General features: G+C 66.2%; 17 protein-coding genes and 2 pseudogenes. 10 read left to right on the top strand and 9 right to left on the bottom strand.

Translation table 11 applies throughout. From position 1 onward, the window contains the following. Window positions 1-58: 58 nt before the first annotated feature. The 6 genes from RM543_RS10160 to RM543_RS10185 form a co-directional block, all read right to left on the bottom strand. Window positions 59-1,357, bottom strand: coding sequence for a TRAP transporter large permease (locus tag RM543_RS10160; RefSeq protein WP_311691158.1), 1,299 nt, complete (start codon window positions 1,355-1,357; stop codon window positions 59-61). Continuing rightward, window positions 1,354-1,866, bottom strand: coding sequence for a TRAP transporter small permease (locus RM543_RS10165; protein WP_311691160.1), 513 nt, complete (start codon window positions 1,864-1,866; stop codon window positions 1,354-1,356). The genes RM543_RS10160 and RM543_RS10165 overlap by 4 nt, the downstream gene beginning before the upstream one ends. Beyond that, the gene (locus tag RM543_RS10170; RefSeq protein ID WP_311691162.1) at window positions 1,866-2,852 is read right to left on the bottom strand and encodes a TRAP transporter substrate-binding protein; all 987 of its coding nucleotides are present in this window, start codon (window positions 2,850-2,852) and stop codon (window positions 1,866-1,868) included. Before RM543_RS10170 ends, RM543_RS10165 begins: the two co-directional genes overlap by 1 nt. 69 nt (window positions 2,853-2,921) lie before the next feature. Then, the gene (locus RM543_RS10175; protein WP_311691164.1) at window positions 2,922-4,106 is read right to left on the bottom strand and encodes an NAD(P)/FAD-dependent oxidoreductase; all 1,185 of its coding nucleotides are present in this window, start codon (window positions 4,104-4,106) and stop codon (window positions 2,922-2,924) included. Beyond that, a complete protein-coding gene (locus tag RM543_RS10180) occupies window positions 4,103-4,426 on the bottom strand; it encodes a 2Fe-2S iron-sulfur cluster-binding protein (RefSeq protein WP_311691166.1) in 324 nt (107 codons plus the stop codon). Before RM543_RS10180 ends, RM543_RS10175 begins: the two co-directional genes overlap by 4 nt. 40 nt (window positions 4,427-4,466) lie before the next feature. Next, complete coding sequence (locus tag RM543_RS10185) at window positions 4,467-5,642, bottom strand: cytochrome P450 (RefSeq protein ID WP_311691168.1); 1,176 nt, start codon at window positions 5,640-5,642, stop codon at window positions 4,467-4,469. Window positions 5,643-5,750: 108 nt separating this feature from the next. Here RM543_RS10185 and RM543_RS10190 point away from each other — a divergent pair, with 108 nt between their 5' ends. After that, window positions 5,751-6,644, top strand: a complete 894-nt coding sequence (locus RM543_RS10190) for a LysR family transcriptional regulator (RefSeq protein ID WP_311691170.1) — start codon at window positions 5,751-5,753, stop codon at window positions 6,642-6,644. 9 nt (window positions 6,645-6,653) lie between these two features. Here the strand turns inward: RM543_RS10190 and hpaR are convergent, their stop codons facing one another. Beyond that, window positions 6,654-7,091 carry a homoprotocatechuate degradation operon regulator HpaR gene (hpaR, locus tag RM543_RS10195; RefSeq protein WP_311691172.1) on the bottom strand — a complete coding sequence of 146 codons (438 nt, stop codon included), beginning with the start codon at window positions 7,089-7,091 and terminating at the stop codon, window positions 6,654-6,656. Window positions 7,092-7,200: 109 nt separating this feature from the next. Here hpaR and RM543_RS10200 point away from each other — a divergent pair, with 109 nt between their 5' ends. The 9 genes and pseudogenes from RM543_RS10200 to RM543_RS10235 all read left to right on the top strand — a co-directional run bounded on the left by RM543_RS10200 (window position 7,201) and on the right by RM543_RS10235 (window position 14,940). Continuing rightward, window positions 7,201-7,590 carry a 5-carboxymethyl-2-hydroxymuconate isomerase gene (locus RM543_RS10200; RefSeq protein WP_311691174.1) on the top strand — a complete coding sequence of 130 codons (390 nt, stop codon included), beginning with the start codon at window positions 7,201-7,203 and terminating at the stop codon, window positions 7,588-7,590. After that, the gene (gene hpaE, locus RM543_RS10205) at window positions 7,587-9,098 is read left to right on the top strand and encodes a 5-carboxymethyl-2-hydroxymuconate semialdehyde dehydrogenase (protein ID WP_311691176.1); all 1,512 of its coding nucleotides are present in this window, start codon (window positions 7,587-7,589) and stop codon (window positions 9,096-9,098) included. Before RM543_RS10200 ends, hpaE begins: the two co-directional genes overlap by 4 nt. A gap of 70 nt (window positions 9,099-9,168) precedes the next feature. Beyond that, entirely contained in the window at window positions 9,169-10,152 is a 984-nt protein-coding gene (hpaD, locus tag RM543_RS10210) for a 3,4-dihydroxyphenylacetate 2,3-dioxygenase (RefSeq protein ID WP_311691178.1), read from the top strand. After that, window positions 10,149-10,331 (top strand): annotated as a pseudogene (locus RM543_RS18945) (succinate-semialdehyde dehydrogenase (NADP(+))); the annotation flags it as partial. The gene hpaD and the pseudogene RM543_RS18945, both read left to right, overlap by 4 nt. Before the next feature lie 45 nt (window positions 10,332-10,376). After that, window positions 10,377-11,101, top strand: a pseudogene (locus RM543_RS10215) (aldehyde dehydrogenase family protein); the annotation flags it as partial. Then, entirely contained in the window at window positions 11,098-12,495 is a 1,398-nt protein-coding gene (locus RM543_RS10220; protein ID WP_311691180.1) for a pyridoxal phosphate-dependent decarboxylase family protein, read from the top strand. The pseudogene RM543_RS10215 and the gene RM543_RS10220, both read left to right, overlap by 4 nt. Next, complete coding sequence (locus RM543_RS10225) at window positions 12,492-13,346, top strand: fumarylacetoacetate hydrolase family protein (protein ID WP_311691182.1); 855 nt, start codon at window positions 12,492-12,494, stop codon at window positions 13,344-13,346. The genes RM543_RS10220 and RM543_RS10225 overlap by 4 nt, the downstream gene beginning before the upstream one ends. Beyond that, a complete protein-coding gene (gene hpaH / locus RM543_RS10230; protein ID WP_311691183.1) occupies window positions 13,343-14,143 on the top strand; it encodes a 2-oxo-hept-4-ene-1,7-dioate hydratase in 801 nt (266 codons plus the stop codon). Before RM543_RS10225 ends, hpaH begins: the two co-directional genes overlap by 4 nt. An 8-nt stretch (window positions 14,144-14,151) precedes the next feature. Next, window positions 14,152-14,940 (top strand): aldolase/citrate lyase family protein, encoded by a 789-nt coding sequence (locus tag RM543_RS10235; RefSeq protein ID WP_311691185.1) that lies wholly within the window; start codon window positions 14,152-14,154, stop codon window positions 14,938-14,940. Window positions 14,941-15,119: 179 nt separating this feature from the next. Here RM543_RS10235 and RM543_RS10240 read toward each other — a convergent pair whose 3' ends face one another. Further along, on the bottom strand, window positions 15,120-15,833 hold the full coding sequence (locus RM543_RS10240; protein WP_311691187.1) for a hypothetical protein: 714 nt from the start codon (window positions 15,831-15,833) through the stop codon (window positions 15,120-15,122). Then, window positions 15,830-18,397: a vWA domain-containing protein gene (locus tag RM543_RS10245; RefSeq protein ID WP_311691189.1), complete on the bottom strand. Its 2,568-nt coding sequence runs from the start codon at window positions 18,395-18,397 to the stop codon at window positions 15,830-15,832. The genes RM543_RS10240 and RM543_RS10245 overlap by 4 nt, the downstream gene beginning before the upstream one ends. Between the last annotated feature and the right edge of the window lie 159 nt (window positions 18,398-18,556).

Genomic DNA, 18,556 nt, shown 5'->3' on the forward strand with positions numbered 1-18,556 from the left:
TCGGCCGATCCGCCCGGAGGAGGCGTACCCCCTTCGCCCGGGCGGGCCGGCCGGAAGTCTACATCATCCCCGGCAGCCAGAGCGACAGCTGCGGCACCGCCACGAGGATGAGAAGCGTCACCAGCATGGCGAACCAGAACGGCATGACGCCGCGGAAGATGTCGAGAAGCGGCACGTTCCGCGCCACCGACTTGACGATGAAGACGTTGATCCCGACCGGCGGAGAGATCAGCCCCATCTCCAGCGTCAGGACGACCAGTACCCCGAACCAGATCGGATCGACGCCGAGATCCGTGACGACGGGAAAGAAGATCGGCAGCGTCAGCACCAGCATGGCGAGACCCTCGAGGAAGCAGCCGAGCACCAGGTAGATCGCAAGGATCACCAGAAGTGTGCCGTAGAGCCCTAGATCGAGCGTGACGAGCATCCGGCTGACCTCGGCCGGCAGGTGGCTCAGCGCAACGAACGGGTTGATCAGATGCGCCGCGATCAGGATCAGCATGACCGACGCGGTGGTGACGATGCTGCTTTGCGCCGCGTCCCAGAATGCGCGAAGCGAGAGTTGCCCGCTGACGGCGCCGATGCCGATGACGAGCGCCGCGCCCACCCCCGCCGCCTCGGTCGGAGAGAAGAGACCAGAATAGATGCCGCCGATCGTGATGAAGACCACGATCAGGATCGGCACCGCGCCAAAGAGCGCGCGGCACTTTTCGGACGGGGTGGTGGCCGGGCCCTTCGGCCCCATGGCCGGCCATGTGGTGCACAGGATCGCGACCGTCAGAAGGAACGCCGTGAGCAGCAGGATGCCGGGCAGGATACCGGCCATGAACAATCGCCCGATGCTCTGTTCGGTGAGGATCGCGTAGATCACGAAGCCAGTGGACGGCGGAATGAGGATGCCGAGCGTGCCGCCTGCGGCCACGACGCCGGTGGACAGGCGCGGGGAGTAGTCGAAGCGGTCCATCTCGGACAGGGCCGTGCGACCCATGGTCAGCGCCGACGCGACGGAGGATCCCGACAGCGCCGCAAAGCCACCGCAGCCGATCACCGTCGCAGAGGCCAGCCCGCCGCGGACCTGGCCGATCGTGGCATAGGCGGCATCGTAAAGCCGGCGGCTCATCCCGGTGACGCTGGCGACGTTGCCCATCAGGATGAACAGCGGCACCACGATCAGTTCGGCATTGGAGGCGAGCGCGAAGGTCTCGGAGGACAGAAGGCCGGTCGCGGCGTTCAGGCCATTGAGGATCCAGATGCCGCCGAACCCCACCGCGAACATCGCGAAGGCCACCGGCACGCGCATCAGCAGAAGGCCGAGCAGCAGCGCCAGCCCCGCGGTTCCGACGAGTTCGGGGCTCATTGAGGCTCGCTCCGTTCCATCCGGTCGCCCGCGCCCCCCGGCAGCGGCGTCGCCGCCCGCAGCAGCATGGTCAGCGCGCCGATCAGGGACAGCACGCAGAGCGCGTACTGGAACCAGGCCGTCGGCAGGCGCAGCAGGTTCGTGGACAGGTTCAGCATCTGGCTGATCTGCGCCGACTGGAACACCGTCCAGGCGATGCCGATGAAGATCGTCGCGCCGAGAAGGCCGGAGAAGACGTCGATGGCGCGGTTCAGCGCCGGGGGGAACGCGCTTTCGAAGATGTCGACGACGATGTGGCCCCCGGTCCGGTCGCACAGGGCCAGCCCGCCGAAGACGATCAGCACCATGGTCATGGTGATGAGATCCTGGGAGCCGTAGAGCGGCGCGCCGAAGTTGCGGCCCACCACGTCCACGACGATCACGCCCGCAACGAAGACCAGCCCCACCGTTCCGACGAACGCGGACAGGCCGATCAGCCTGTCCGTCACCTTGTGCAGGGTCCGAAGCATCACTCCGCTTGGATCGCCTGCAAGGTCGCGTCGCCGCCGACCTCGGCCACGTAGGCGTCGGTGACCTCGGCCAGCGCCTCGTTGAAGGCGTCCGCCTCGGCGCTCTCGAGCTCGATCACCGTGGTGCTGTCGGACTCGCGCGCGGCCTCGAGGGCGGCGTCGGCGGTGGCGATCCACGCCTCTTCGGTCATCTGCGAGATCGGCGCGCCCTTGATCTCGTCGAGCGCGGCCTTCGCCTCGTCCGAGAGGCCGTCATAGGCGCCCTGGTTCATCACCGTGTAGAAGGCTGTCCGGCCGAAGTTGGGGCCGGTGGTGACGCTGTCCACCACCTCGTTGAGCTTGAAGTCCGACAGGACGGACGCGCCCGAGATCACACCGTCGATCAGGCCGGTCTGCAGGCCGTTGTAGACCTGCGTCATCGGGAACTGCACCGGCGTCGCGCCGAGCGCTTCCATCGCATCGGCCGAGATGGAGCCGGCGACGCGTATCTTCAGGCCGCGCAGATCCTCGGGGCTGCGGATTTCCGTGTCGCGCATCATCAGGATGTTGGGCTCGGACGCCCAGAGCGCGAGGACCTCGGTGCGGGGATATTCGTCGCTGATCTCGCCGGACTCGAAGGCGCGCCACAGCGCGGCATGGCCCGGACGGTCGAGCGGCAGCGCGCCCGGAAGCTCGAGGATCAGGCTCTTGGGGAATTGCGACGAGGTGTAGGCTTGCACGCCCCAGCCCATGTCGGCGGTGCCCTGAAGCACGCGCACGAACTGGTCCGCGGGGCCGGCGCCCAGCTCTCCGCCGTGGAAGCCGCGCAGGGTGACTGCGCCGTCCGTGCCCTCGCTCAGCGCCTCGGCGAGGGGCTCCATCTGGGCGGCGTTGATGGTGTGCATCGGCGGCGCCCAGTTGGCGTATTTCAGCTCTTGCGCACCGGCGGATCCGGCAAGGATGGCGACGCCGAAGGCGGCCGCCGCGGCGGTGGATGCGATGTTCATGATGGTCCTCCCTTACGCTTGCGATCGTACCATGAGGCACGGTTGCTTAACAAGTTAAACTAATCCCGGTCATCCCTCCGCGAGCTCCTCCAACTGCGGCAGGTCGACCTCCTCGCCGGCGGCAAGACACCGGCGGATCTTCATGTGCACGCGGGCGGAATTGACCGTCTCGACCGCGGCGAGGCCGTGCGTGTCGAAGCGGGCGACTACGGTGTCCGAGATCGCAGTGTCGGTCGTCTCCGGCCCGGCGGCGTAGCCCGCGATTTGCAGCTTGCGGTCGCCCTGATCCGACCAGAACCACGGAACGGCGCCGTAGGCGGCTCTATCGTCGCCCGAGGCGATCCGCGCGGCGATGGATCGGGCGTGATCGGTCGCGGCCTGCACGCTTTCCAGCCGGATCGGCCGGCCCGTCCTCGGATCGGGAAAGCAGGCGCAATCCCCCAGAGCGGAGATCGCCGGATCGGAGGTCCGCAGACGGTCGTCGACCGTGATGCCGTTGCCGGTCTCGAGGCCCGCCTCCGCCGCAAGTTCCGCGTTCGGCTGGACGCCGGCGGCCAGAAGCACGAAATCTGCCGCCACGCGCTCTCCGCTCGCAAGCGTCACGCCGCCCGCATCGACCGCTATTGCAGGCTGGCCGAAATACAGCTCGGCCCCCCAGCCGCGATGGAGCGCCGCGAAGGCGTCCGACATGATCGGGGACACCGCGCGCGCCATGAGCCGCGGCGCGGCTTCGATCACCGCGACCTCATGGCCCTGTTTCAGCGCGACGGCGGCGAATTCCAGCCCGATGAAGCCGCCGCCGATCACCGCGATACGGCGCGGGGCGCCGAGACGGTCGCGCAGGGTCCGCGCGTCCGTCAGCGTGCGCAGATCGCAGGCATGCTCCAGCCCCTCGATGCGCGGGCGAACGTTGCGCGTGCCGGTGGCGAGGATCAACTGGCCATAGGGCAGGGCGGTCTCTCCCGCAGGCCCGGAGACCTCGACCCGGCCCGCCGCGCGGTCGATCCGCAACACCGTCGTCTCGGGCAGATAGCTCACGTCCTTCGTCTCGAAGAAGCTCTGCGGCCGCAGCGCAAGCGCCTCGGGGTCGCCGTCCTTGAGGTACGCCTTGGACAAAGGCGGGCGCTGATAGGGCAGTCCCGGCTCCGTCCCGATCAGGGACACGGGACCGTCAAACCCGGCCTGCCGCAGGCTGATCGCGGCCTGAAGCCCGCCTTGCCCGGCGCCGACGATGACGACCGGTTCGCGGCTCAAATCTGATCCTCGGGCAGGTGCACGACCAGGCCGTCGAGCTCGGGCGTCAGCTTGATCTGGCACGACAGGCGCGACCGCTCCGTCACCTCGGCGCTGGCGCCCTCCAGCATCTCGCCCTCTTCGTCGTGGCGGACGCCAACGGCGGCGGTCCAGGCGTCGTCCACGTAGCAATGGCAGGTGGCGCACATCATCGCGCCGCCGCATTCACCGACGATGCCCTCGACATCGTTCGCGATGGCGGTATGCATGACGCTGGCGCCCTCTTCGGCGTCCACCGTGGTCTTGTCGCCGTCATGGCTGACATAGGTCACCTTGACCATCTCGGTCCTCCCTGGAGTTTCGGATCGCGGGCCGGCGCGCTCAGTTCAGCACGACCGGCAGGGTGATCGGGCCGCGGAAGGCGAAGCCTTTCCAGATCACGTCGTCGCGGTGGGTCATCCGCATGTCCGGAAAGCGGTCGAACAGCAGCGGCAGGATGATCTTGCCGACTGTTCGCCTCGCCACGTGTGCGCCGGCGCAGTGATGCGGGCCGTTGCCGAACGCCTGGTGCGGGTTCTTGGCCCGGAAGACGAAGAACTCCTCGCCGTTCTCGAACAGCTCCTCGTCCCGGCAGGCGGAGGCCTGGATCGTCATCACAGTGTCGCCCTTGGGAATGTCAAAGCCGCCAAGCTCGGTGTCCTCGGTCACGAGGCGCGAGCTGATCTGGATCGGCGCGACCCAGCGGATCGCCTCCTCGAAGGCCTTGCCCCAGGCATCTTCCGCGCGGACTTGCGCAAGCTGGTCTGGATTGTCCAGAAGCCCGTAGACCGCGGTGGCGAGCGCGTCGCGCGGCTCGTTGATGCCGCCGCCGATGGCGATCTTGATGTTGGAATAGATCTGGCTCATCGGGATCGGATCGTCTGCGTTGAGCATGATCGAAAAGGCGCTGCCGTCGTTCTCGGCCGCGCGCACGGGGCGCAATTCGTCGAAGAGCGCATCCATCTCGTCGTTCGCCGACTCCGAGGCGGCGAACGGCTCCGCCTTCCAGCCGTAATTGCCGGCGCCGTCGATCAGCCGCTGGGACCAGCGCTGCATCTGCTCGTCCGTGGCGTCGGGAATGCCGAGGATGTGCGCGAGAATGCGCGCAGCAAGCGGCCCGCAGAGCGCGGTGAAGAGGTCCACCGTCTCCCCGCGCGGCAGGCGCGAGATGTATTCGTCCGCAAGGCTCTCGTAGAGCGGGTCCCAGTCGGCCTGAATGCGCTTGGGCGACAGCGCCGGCATGATCGCCTTGCGCTCGGCCATGTGTTCGGTCCCGTCCTTGCGCATCAGCGTGTGGGCGCGGAAGGCGGGCTTCATCGGGGTGTTCGGATCGTCGCTGCTGAACAGGACCGGATCGTCCTTGACCGCCTTGGTCAGGTGCGCCTTCGTCAGAAAGGTCCGGCCGGCGGCGGCGACCCGCGTCACCGGGCTCTCGGCGCGCAGGCGCCGATAGATCGGATACGGATCGTGCGTCAGTTGATCGAGCGTGATGCTCTCGTTCATCGGCGCGAGCGGCATCGCGTCCTCCCCCCAAGAATCTCCTCGGCCCATGGATACGATCAGAGGTCTATGCGGGACCACGCGATGGAATTATTATCATCCATCAAAGAATTCGATGGAGGCCGCATGCCAGTCCCCGATCCACGAAGCCTCGATTTCGCCGCGCTGGAGACGCTGCGCCTCGTTCACACGCTGGGCTCGTTCACCGCCGCGGCCGAGGTGCTGGACGTGAACCAATCCGCGGTGAGCTACACGATCGCCAAGCTGCGCAGCTGTTTCGGCGATCCGCTTTTCGTGCGGGAGGGCGGCCGCCAGGTCCCGACCGAGCGATGCGAAGGGCTGATCGCGCACGCCCAGGGGATGCTCGACACGCTGGACGACATGGTCGAGCCAGACACGTTCGATCCGGCAAACTCCGAACACACCGTCACCCTCGCGTGCAACTTCTACGAACGTATCCTGCTGATCCCGAAGATCGTCGCGGCGTTGCGCGCTCAGGCCCCGCGCCTTCGGATCAATGTGATCAACTCACTCGGCGACGGGCACCTGCGGCTTCTGCGGCGCGAGGCGGACTTGCTCATCGGCCCGTTCGGGCGGGCCGAGTCGGGCTTTCATTCCAGGCGTCTTCACGAAGAACGGTATGCCTGTCTGATGGACCCGGGCCACCCGGCCGCCGGGAAGCCTCTGGATGAGGCAGCCTATCTGTCGCTCAATCATATCCTGATCGATTACAACGGAACGTGGAAATCGGCGTATCTCAAGGAGATAGAAGCCGCTGGCCACACGCTGCGTCCGGCGATTACGGCGCCCAGCCCGGCCGGGATTGCCAGGATGGTCGCGGCGTCCGATCTCGTTGCGACCGTCCCCCGCCGCATGGGTGAAGCGATTTCCGACGGGCTGGCGATCCGGGAAAGCCCGTTTCCGGGGACCTTCGACATTTCGGTGGTCTGGACCGCTCGGGTCAACGCCTCTGCGCGGCACGCCTGGCTGAGGGAGAGGGTTTTCGCTGCCTGTCGCTGACCGCCGGTCTCAGCCCTTCGCGCCGGGATCGATGCGCGCCAGAAGGTTCAGAAGCGTCTCGTAATCGTCGGCTCCGAGCGTTGCCTTGAACCATTCGACAATGCGCGCGGCCTCGTCCGCGCGGTCGTCGATGATCTTCTGTCCGGAGGGCGTGATCTCGATGAAGTGGCGGCGGCGGTCGGCGTCGTCGCGGGTCTGGGTCACGAAGCCCTTTTCGCGAAGGGTCGCGGCAATTCGGGTCAGGCTGGGAAACAGCAGGCTTGAGCGGTCGGCCAGCGTCTTGGCGTCGAGGCGGCCATATTCCGACAGGACCCGCAGGACGCGCCATTGCTGTTCGGTGATGCCGGTCTCGGCCAGCATCTCGCGGATCGGCGCCATAACGCCTTCGCGGGCGCGGATGAGTGCGATCGGCAGGGACCGCTCTGTCGAGGGAAGTTTCGAGGTCATGGCCGCCTTCGCATATTTCGTCCTGTCGGCATTGCACAGAGTTCACACACTTGACAACGTGGGACCGGTATACTTAACGTCGCAACAGTTAACACGTTAAGGATATCTCGTGCCTCACATTCACATCGAATATTCGGCCAATCTGGACGGCGCGGTGGACATGGGCACGGTGTGCGAGGCGATCCGCGCGGCCGCGGCCGGGATCGAGGCGTTTCCCATGCCCGGCATACGGGTCCGCGCGATCCGTGTCGATCACGTTGCGATGGCAGACGGCGATCCGAAACACGGCTTCGTCGATCTGTCCGTTCGCTTGCGCGCCGGGCGCAGCGATGCAGTGAAATCCGATGCTCTCGCGAAGATCTTTGCAGCGCTCGAAACGGCGATGACCCCCGTTCTCGCCGCCCGGTCCGTCGCCCTGTCGGCGGAAATCCGTGATATCGACGCAGGCCTTTCACTGAAGTCCGGAAACGTGCGCGATCACCTGGAGGAGGCCCAATGACGGCGCTCGACGACAACATCGCCAAGCTGGAAGGTCATCTTGGCCGCTTCCGCGAAACCGGCATCCGCAATCGCATCGGCGGGGAGGATTCCGGCGGCTCCGGCGGCACGTTCCAGACCCGCTCCCCGGTCGATCGCAGCGTGATCTGCGACGTCGCCCACGGGACGGCGGCGGATATCGACGCGGCGGCCACGGCCGCGCACGAGGCCTTCGCCGGTTGGCGTGACATGCCCGCGCTCGAGCGCAAGAAGATCCTGATCCGCGTCGCCGAAGGGATCGAGGCGCGCTCTGAGGAAATCGCGCTCTGCGAGTGCTGGGATACCGGCCAGGCTTACAAGTTCATGTCCAAGGCGGCGCTGCGCGGGGCGGAGAACTTCCGCTACTTCGCAGATCAGGTGGTACAGGCGCGCGATGGCCAGCACCTCAAATCGCCGACGCTGATGAACATCACCACCCGCGTGCCGATCGGCCCGGTGGGGGTGATCACGCCGTGGAACACCCCCTTCATGCTGTCGACGTGGAAGATCGCGCCGGCGCTCGCGGCCGGCTGCACGGTCGTTCACAAACCGGCCGAAGCCTCCCCGCTGACCGCGCGCCTCCTGGTGGAGATCGCCGAGGAGGCGGGCCTTCCGCCGGGCGTTCTGAACACCGTGAACGGGTTCGGCGAGGATGCCGGAAAGGCGCTCTGCGAGCATCCGAAAATCAAGGCCATCGCCTTTGTCGGCGAGTCGCGGACCGGCAGCCTGATCACCAAGCAGGGCGCCGACACGCTCAAGCGCAACCACCTGGAGCTTGGCGGCAAGAACCCCGTGATCGTGTTCGACGATGCCGATCTCGACCGCGCGCTCGATGCGGTGATCTTCATGATCTACTCGATCAACGGTGAGCGCTGCACCTCGTCCTCGCGCCTTCTGGTGCAGGACAGCATCCGCGCGGAGTTCGAGGCCAGGCTCATCGAGCGGGTCGACAAAATCCGCGTGGGCCATCCGCTCGATCCCGCGACCGAGATCGGGCCGCTCGTCACGGAAGAGCACTTCAACAAGGTCACGAGCTATTTCGACACCGCGCGCGAGGACGGCGCGACGGTCGCCGCCGGCGGCGAGACCGTGGGCGAGGAGGGCTATTTCGTCCGGCCCACGCTCTTCACCGACGCAAGCAATGACATGCGGATTGCGCAGGAAGAGATCTTCGGGCCCGTCCTGACCTCGATCCCGTTCTCGATCGAGGACGAGGCGCTGCAGATCGCAAATGACATCCCCTACGGCCTGACGGGCTATGTCTGGACCAACGATCTGACCCGCGCGCTACGCTTCACCGACAGGCTGGACGCGGGGATGATCTGGGTGAACTCCGAGAACGTGCGCCACCTGCCGACACCCTTCGGCGGCGTGAAGGCCAGCGGCATCGGCCGCGACGGCGGTGACTGGTCCTTCGACTTCTACATGGAACAGAAGCACATCGGCTTCGCCACCGGGCAGCACAGGATCACCCGGCTGGGAGCAGGCTGACGAGCGCGCCGTCCCCGCGGTCCCTTTTGCCCACCTGCCTTACCGCCCTTTCGGATACGAGGAGAGTCCAATGCCCGTTCCCGCCGCAAATCTCTACCCGGACTTCAATACGATCCGGCTCAGCCATGTCTGCCTGAACGTGAAGGACCTGGCTGCCTCGAAGACGTTCTACACCGAGATCCTCGGTCTTCAGATCACCGACGAGGATGACACCCGCGTCTATCTGCGCGCGATGGAAGAACGCGGCCACCACTGCATCATCCTGCAAGCGTCTGACCAGCCGGGCACGGTCGAGGTTATGGGCTTCAAGACCTTCGACGAGGACGACCTCGACAGGGCGAAGGCCTATTTCGAGGCCAGGGGCCGGCCGACGGAGTGGGTGGAACGGCCCTATCAGGGCAAGACGCTTCTGACCTCGGACAACATGGGCATACCGCTGGAGTTCTATCACAAGATGGATCGGCTGGAGCCGATCCATCAGAAATACGCGCTTTATCGCGGGGTGAAGCCGCTTCGGATCGACCACTTCAACGTCTTCAGCAGCGATGTCGACGCCTCGGTCGCGTTCTACAGCGATTTCGGCTTCCGCGTGACCGAATACACCGAGGACGAAGAGAGCAAGAAGCTCTGGGCCGCGTGGATGCACCGCAAGGGAGGCGTGCACGACATGGCCTTCACCAACGGCACCGGCCCGCGCATGCATCACGTCGCGTTCTGGGTGCCGACCCCGCTCAACATCATCGACCTGCTCGACCTGATGGCGACGAGCGGCTTCGTGAAGAACATCGAGCGCGGGCCGGGCCGGCACGGCATCTCCAACGCCTTCTTCCTCTATGCCCTCGACCCCGACGGCCACCGGATCGAGATCTACTGCTCGGATTACCAGACGGTCGATCCCGACCTCGAACCGATCAAGTGGGACCTCAAGGATCCGCAGCGCCAGACCCTCTGGGGCGCGCCGGCGCCGGAAAGCTGGTTCAAGCACGGCACGACCTTCTCCGGGGTGGAGACGAAGGACTCGCAGATGAAGGCCACGCCGATCGTCGCTCCATGACCGGGCTCGATCACGAAAGGCCCGCGCTTCTGCGCCAGGCGGCGCTCGTCGGGGGCTCCTGGATCGACGCGGGCGGCACCGGCATCGCCGTGACCGATCCCGCGGACGGTGCGACGCTGGGGCATGTGCCGGACCTCGGCGCGGCCGAGACGCGCGCGGCCATCGACGCGGCCGCCGCGGCGCAGAAGGACTGGGCCGCGCGCACCGCGAAGGAGCGCGGCGCCGTCATCCGCCGCTGGTTCGAGCTCAGCGGCAACGCGCCGTTCCTCGTCTTCGACGACGCCGATCTGGACGCGTCGGTCGAGGGCGCTCTGGTCGCGAAGTTCCGCAACAACGGGCAGACCTGCGTTTGCGCCAACCGCATCTACGTGCAGTCGGGCGTCTACGACGCCTTCGCGGACAGGCTCGCGGCACGGCTGCCGGACATGCGCACCGGCAACGGGGTCGAGGACGGCGTCGCCTTCGGCCCGCTGATCGACGCGGCGGCGGCGGCGAAGGTCGCCGAACACGTCGCCGACGCCACGGCCGGGGGGCTCGGATCCTCCTCGGAGGCAAGGCCCACGCGCTCGGCGGCAATTTCTACGAGCCGACCGTGCTGACCGGCGTCACCCACGCCATGGCTATCGCCCGCGAGGAAACCTTCGGCCCGGTCGCGCCGCTCTTTCGCTTCGAGACGGAAGCCGAGGCCGTCGCGGCGGCGAACGACACCGAAATCGGCCTCGCCGCCTACGTCTTCAGCCGCGAACACGCGGGCGTCTGGCGCGTGTCCGAAGCGCTTGAGGCCGGCATGGTCGGGGTCAACACCGGCCTCATCTCCACCGCGGAGGCGCCCTTCGGCGGCATCAAGGCGTCGGGCCTCGGCCGCGAAGGATCGCGCCACGGGCTCGATGATTACCTCGAGGTGAAGTACATCTGCATGGGCGGCATCGAACCGGAGCGGGTTGCATGAACTGGGACGAGTTCAGGGGCTGGAGCAAGCGGATCGCGGATTGGGGCGCGGACTATCACCTGACGCTGCGCGACCGTCCCGTCCGTGCCCGCACCCGTCCCGGTGAGATCGCCGGGCAGTTTCCCGCCGCGCCCCCCGAGGCCGGAGAGGACATGGCCGCGATCCTCAAGGATTTCGAAGAGATCGTGATGCCGGGGATGACCCATTGGCAGCATCCCCGTTTCTTCGCCTATTTCCCGGCCAACGCGGCGCCGCCCTCCATGCTGGCCGAACAGCTGGTCAACACCGTGGCGGCGCAATGCATGCTCTGGCAGACTTCGCCCGCCGCGACCGAGGTCGAGGGCGTGATGGTCGATTGGCTGCGCCAGGCCCTCGGTCTGCCAGAGGGGATGACCGGCGTCATCCAGGACAGCGCGTCCTCTGCGACGTTGTCGGCGGTCCTGACCATGCGGGAACGCGCCACCGGGTACACCGGCAATGCCGACGGCCTGTCGCAGAAGGGGGCACTGCGGATCTATTGTTCGGATCAGGTCCATTCGTCGATCGACCGGGCCTGCTGGGTCTCGGGGATCGGGCAGGCCAATCTGGTGAAGATCCCCGGCACCGGGCCGCGTCATGGGATGGCGCCAGACGCGCTCGACGCCGCGATCCGTGCCGACAAGGCTGCGGGCCACACTCCCGCCGGCGTGATCGCGATCACCGGCGGCACCGGCGTCGGCGCCTGCGACCCGCTCGGCCCGGTCCTCGAGGTCGCTCGGGCGCACGGGCTCTATACCCATCTCGATGCGGCCTGGGCCGGGGCGGCGATGATCTGCCCCGAATACCGGGAGGCCTACTGGCAAGGTGCAGAGGGCTACGACAGCATCGTCTTCAATCCGCACAAGTGGCTCGGGGCGCAATTCGACTGCTCGGTCCAGTTCCTGCGCGATCCGGCGCCGCAGCTCGACACGCTGCGGATCGAGCCGGAATACCTGCGGACCTCCGGCGGCGCCGTGACGAACTATTCCGAATGGACCATTCCCCTTGGCCGGCGGTTCCGGGCCCTGAAGATATGGTTCCTCCTGCGCTCCTACGGGGTGTCGGGCCTTCAGGCGCGCATCCGCAACCACGTCGCCTGGGCCGGCGAGCTCTGCGAGGAGATCCGCGCGCTCGACGGGTTCGAGATCGTGACCGAGCCGATCCTGAGCCTGTTCTCGTTCCGCTGTCCGGGCGACGACGCGATGCAGCAGCGCCTGGTCGACGCGATCAACGACGACGGCCGGGTCTACCTGACACAGGGTGCCTTTGCCGGGCGCAGGATCATCCGGGTCCAGGTGGGCCAGTTCGACACGACGCGGGCGGACGTGATGTGCGTGCGCGACGCGGTGAAAGAGGTATGGGAGAAGATCAGATGAAATTCGCGACGTTTACCGCGGATGGCGCGCGCCGCTTCGGCGCCGTCACGGATACCGGCATGGTTGCGCTGAACGACGCGTTTCCCGAATGGCCGACGCTCTTCGACGCGGTCCGGGCCGGCGGCCTCGAAGCACTGGCCGAGGCGGCGGAGGGCCGGCAAGCGACACACACGGACGTCACCTACGAGATGGTGATGCCCGACGCACGCCGCATCCTGTGCGTGGGCGTGAACTTTCCCGACCGCAACGCCGAATACAAGGACGGCAGCGATCAGCCTCAGTACATGTCGCTGTTTCCGCGCTTTGCCAGCGGCTTCACCGGCCACGACCGCCCGCTGATCCGCCCGCCCGAAAGCCACAAGCTCGACTACGAGGGCGAGATCGCCATCGTCATCGGCAAGGCCGGCCGGCGCATCGCCGAGGCCGACGCCTACGACCACATCGCCGCGCTGACGATCTGCAACGAAGGCACGATCCGCGACTGGGTGCGGCACGCCAAGTTCAACGTCACGCAAGGCAAGAACTGGGACCGCTCGGGCGCCATCGGCCCGTGGCTCGTACCCTTCACCGACCCTGGGCAACTCGACGAGGCGCGCATCGTCACGCGCGTCAACGGCGAGGTGCGGCAGGACGACGTCGTCTCGCGCATGATGTTTCCGATCCGCAAGGAGATCGCCTATATCTCCACCTTCATGACGCTGGAGCCCGGCGACGTGATCGTCACCGGCACGCCCACCGGATCGGGCGCGCGGCTCGATCCGCCGCAATTCCTCGCCCCCGGCGACGTGGTCGAGGTCGAGGTTGCCGGCATCGGCACCTTGCGCAATACCGTGGAGGACGAAGCGCAATGAGCCCCGAAGATCACGCCAGAGCCGCCGCCGACCTTCTGCGGGCCGAAGCGACCGGCCGGCAGATCGGCCTTCTGAGCCTCCGCCACCCCGACATCGGCATGGACGACGCCTATGCGGTGCAGACCGCCATTCAGCGCGCCAAGCTGGAGCAGGGCAGGGCGGTGATCGGCTGGAAGATCGGCCTGACCTCGAAGGCGATGCAGGCGGCGCTGAACATCGACATCCCCGACAGCGGCATCCTCTTCGACAACATGACCTTCGAGACCGGCGCGACCGTGCCCGCGGGCCGCTTCATCCAGCCCCGGATCGAGGCCGAGATCGCTTTCGTGATGAAGGCCCCCATCGGTGGTGCGGATGTCACGCGCGAGGATGTGCTGGCCGCGACCGACCATGTCGCCCCGGCGATCGAGATCCTCGACACGCGCATCGTGCGCAAGGACGCCGAGACCGGACAGATCCGCACCGTCTTCGACACGATCAGCGACAACGCAGCCAATGCCGGCATCGTCCTCGGACCGGATCGGCACGCCCCGGACGCCTTCGACCTGCGCTGGGTCGGCGCCATTGCCTCGCTCGACGGCGAGGTCGAAGAGACCGGCCTCGGCGCCGGGGTGCTGAACGATCCGGTCGAAAGCGTCGTCTGGCTCGCCCGCCGCATGGCAGAGTACGGCCAGAGCATCGAGCCCGGCCACGTGATCCTGTCCGGCAGCTTCATCCGCCCGATCGAATGCCCGCCCGGAAGCCATATCGACGCCGATTTCGGCCCCTTCGGGTCTGTCCAGATTTCCTTCGTCTGAGGTCCGCCATGCCCGCACCGCGCAACCCGTTCAAACACGCCATCGCCAGAGGCGAGCTGCAACTCGGCTGCTGGCTCGGCCTCGCCGATCCTTACATCGCCGAGATCAGCGCCGGGGCCGGCTTCGATTGGCTTCTGGTGGACGGCGAGCATGCGCCGAACGACCTGCGCTCGACTGTCCGGCAGCTTCAGGTGATCGCGTCGCGGAACGCGCACGCCGTGGTGCGCCCGCCCATCGGAGAGACGTGGCTCATCAAGCAGTACCTGGACGCCGGCGCGCAGAGCCTGCTGATCCCGATGGTCGAAAGCGCCGCGCAGGCCCGCGCGCTGGTCGATGCGGTGACCTACCCGCCGCACGGTGTGCGCGGCGTCGGCTCCGCGCTGGCGCGGGCCTCGGACTTCGCGGCAATCCCGGACTACCTGACCACTGCGAGCGACGAGATCTGCCTCCTGGTTCAAGTCGAAAACCGTAAGGGGCTCGCTGCCCTCGACGAGATCCTTGCGGTCGATGGTATCGATGGGGTCTTCATAGGTCCCTCCGACCTTGCGGCTGACCTTGGCCATATTGGCCGGGCGGATGCGCCGGAGGTGAAAGACGCGGTACGGGATGCCCTGACCAGGATCGTGTCTGCCGGAAAGGCAGCGGGGATCCTGACCCTCGATGCCTCGTTCCAGGCGGAGTGTCGCAATATCGGCGCATCTTTCATCGCGACCGACATCGACGTCAGCCTCTTTGCACGCAACATGCGTGAGGGTGCCGCAAGAGCGCGTGACAGACTATCCGGCCTCGGCGCCTGACGTTCGACCGAGCGTTGGACTGCCAACAGAGTCGTAATGCAGGCGTCGTCGTCGGATTGCCTCCGTTTACCGCTCTTGCGAACTCGATGAGCGGACGTCGGTCCGGGCAAGAGGCTCGGATAGGATGAGGACATGAAAGATCATGGCCTGCCGGTCAATCAGACGTACGGAGCCACGCGTCATTCCTGCCAGAGCAAATCGACTTCCATGCGGGATTTGCAGTCGCCGAACAGTGATCCACCGATGGATGCAAGCTGTTTGCTCGAGATCCGCTCCGGCGACATGATTTGAATCGCGAATTGCACGGTGATGAGCGCCGGTCCCTGGCCCATCTCGGTCGTGCTGCGCCAGGAATTCGCACTCTCCCTGGTCCAGCTGAGAGACGGGTAGATTTTCTCGGGGCTGAACGACGCGTCGATGGTGCCGGGCACCGGCGATCCGTCGAGGGCCGCGAGGGGCCCGGCGACGCCTTCGGCGATCCCTGCCGGACAATCGGCCGAAACCTCCTGCAAGACGACCTTGCCGATCCAGTTTCCCGCGCGTGGCGCGATGCCCGGGCTACTGTCCTGCGCCTCCGGGAAGACCTCGATCGGCTCTGTCGGCGTATCTTCTTCTGGAAAAAGCTCGGTCACCGGATCACCAACGCCGCCGTATTTTCGGTGAACGTCCTCGTCCGACAGATCGGTCCACCTGGCCGGTTTGCTCCGCTCGATCACGATGCCGGTGGCACCAGGGGGCGGGTTCTTGTCGCCCAGGATCAGGGCGGCTTCCCGCACATCGCCGTTTCCGGGCTTCACGATGACGCCGCCGTCCTTCTGGACAACGAAGATCTTGACGTTTTCAGCTGTTGCGGGCGCGGCCAGCACGACAAGCGCGAGGATGAGCGACTTCATTCGGCGTCTCCGGTCAGTTTCTGGATCATTTCGTCCACCTCGCTCCCGATCAACATTCGCCCGGCGGCCTTGAAGGACAGCGCGGTGCGCAGCATGTCGATGTCGGCCATAAGGTCGGGATCGCTTGTGGTGTCCCAGCAGAATGTGCCGGCCATCAGCTCTTCGCAGGGACCCAGATCGGTGCTGCGTTGGGGTTGGTTGAGGGTGGCATAGAACGGCCCGTCATCGGTCATCGTCACCATGTTGAATGTCGCGATGCCCCGCTCGACCGGTAGCGGGCGCTCGGCCCCCCAGCCGACGGGCAGTGTGAAGTCGATGGGCACATCAGCCATCGTCATGTCGCAATCTTCGCCCTCCGAGCAGAAGAACTGCACGTCGAGCGGCAGGTCCGAACCTTCACCCTTTGGGCGCAGGACGATCAGGTTGGCCCGCTGCTTGCCTCGGCCGATGGTGATGTTCGTCACGCCCTCCAGGTCGCTTGTCTGGGCTGTAACGCGGTAGGAGCCTGGGGCTCGGCCGGTGTCTTCCAGACTGTAGTTCTCTGTGTTGAACGTCTCGGGGCTTTCCATGTCGGCCCCCTGGATCGTCCAGGTGAGTGCGGTGTCAACGCGCTCGCCTCGCTCGTCGCGCGTGACGATCTGATGATCGACCGGCATCGCATCCATGGCGCTTTCGGCGGCTTGCAGATCCTTGGGGCGGACCAGCACGAAGTCTCGCGGCTCCGTATCCGGCAGAGCCATCGTTCCACGGTAGGATGAGCCGTCGCGCTCCATGTCCGCAACATGTGTTCCCGTTTCTGTCACCAGCGTCAGGAGCAACGGCGCACCGTCCAGTTCTTCGACGGCCATGGTCCCGAAGCTGCCGGTCGGCCCGAATCCCCACCCGGGATGCGCGTCGATCACCAGACCGCCACTTCCCAGATCCTCACTGATGGCTTGGCTGACCTGACCACGCAGCATCGAGATGGTCCGCTGATCGTTCATGAAGATGAGGTTCCAGTCGCCGTGCAGCGGACCGACATCCTCCAGCGGGCCTTCCTCGCCGCCCATGGCTTCGGCTTCCTGCGCCAGGCCGTCAGTGTCGACGTTGGCGTCCTGAGCAAGGGCGGCCTCATCGTCGGGAAGCGGCACGCCGACGGCGATCTGACCCAGGGGCGCGGAGAGCTGTTCGTTGTCTACCGTCCGCCACAACAACGAAAGGTCGTAGAGTCCAGGCTCCGGCGGCACCGGCAGTTGGAACCCGTCTTCCTCGGCGATCGTCTCGACAACCACGCGGCTGACGCGTTGGCCATCCTTCTCGAATTGAAACACCGTCGAGCGGTTGGCATCCCCGGCCCATCGTGCGGGGATCGTGGCACCCGGTTCCGCCACCCGCGGGCCGAGCCATGCCGGTACGATCGGGTCCGCAAAGGGGATCGGAATCCTTGCATATTCGGTTCCATCGGCTCCGGTGGGCACGATTTCGTAGTCGCCCGGCTCGGTCGGTGAGGGAATGCTGACGCGATGGTAAATCCCGGCCTGCGGACCGATGAGACTGCCGCCTGCGGATACTTCGAGAGGCTCCGGCGCGCCGAGGGCATGTAGGTACACGCGGTAGTGGGTGGTTCGGTCCACACCCGTCGTGTTCGCGATCAGGACCGTGTGGTCCCCGTTCAAAGGAAGAGCGCGGTCACGCCAGAGAACGTAGGTGTCCGCATTCGCTTCGAGCCTTAGCCCGATAACCCCCATGTCTGCCACGATCTCGGTCGGAAAGGTCCCGGACATTCCCTGCGCCTGAACGCGCAGGTCCGCCGTCCCGAGCGGCAAGTCCACCGTCAGGCCCGGCACCGAGGCGGTCTTGTTCGTCAGAGTTCCAATCGATGTTTCGCCGTTGAAGACCTCGATTTCAGCAGGCAGCCTCATCAGCTCGGGCGGCAGCACGCGGATCAGGACCTCCGTCGTATCGGGGGCTGTGGGAGCCGGCTCCGCCACTTGTGCCGTGGTTTCCAGAGCAACGTTGCGCATTGCCTGGGCAAGCTCGCCCGCATCCTCGGCATCGAAATACTGCCCTCCCGTCGCGTTTGCGAGGCATTGCAGCTGTGGGCGGTCAGCTTCGGCGATGTCGAAGCCAATGACATGCGCGGTGAAATCGAGGCCCAGGGATTCCAGCTCGGCCCCCAGAGCGCAGGGATCGGCCGAGCATGTCTCGACCCCGTCGGACAACAGCACCACTGTCGCCGCCTCTTCGGTAAATTTCAGCACCTCTGCGGCTTGACGCACCGCGTCCGACAGCGGTGTCTTTCCGCGTGGCTGCAAACCCGCGACGAGCGCATCGATGTCGGCTTGCTCATCAGGCTGAGCGAGCAGTTCGATATCCCCGCAGTCGCCCTTCCGCCGGTGCCCATAGGCAATCAGCCCCGTGCGCATGTCCGCCGCACGCCAGTCGTCCAGCAATCCGCCGAAGGCGTCGCGCGCGATCTCGACCTTGGCGACGCCTTCGACCTGGCCCCACATGGATCCGGACATGTCGAAAACGACCATCATGTCGCCCGGCGCGTCCTGCGCGATGGCGCTGCCAGTCGCCAAGGCAGAGAGTGCGAGTGTCGGAAATATGCGCATGATTGGTCGGGCTCCACTTCGAACGGGACCCCGGCTTGAGAGCCCCTCGGAAAAATCAGTAGGTCAAGGTCGCCAACGCGGGTATTGGTCGCAAGGTAAGGAGATCCTTACGCTGTTCGACGTGGG

The organism is Tropicimonas omnivorans (assembly GCF_031846565.1).
Classification (GTDB): domain Bacteria; phylum Pseudomonadota; class Alphaproteobacteria; order Rhodobacterales; family Rhodobacteraceae; genus Tropicimonas_B; species Tropicimonas_B omnivorans.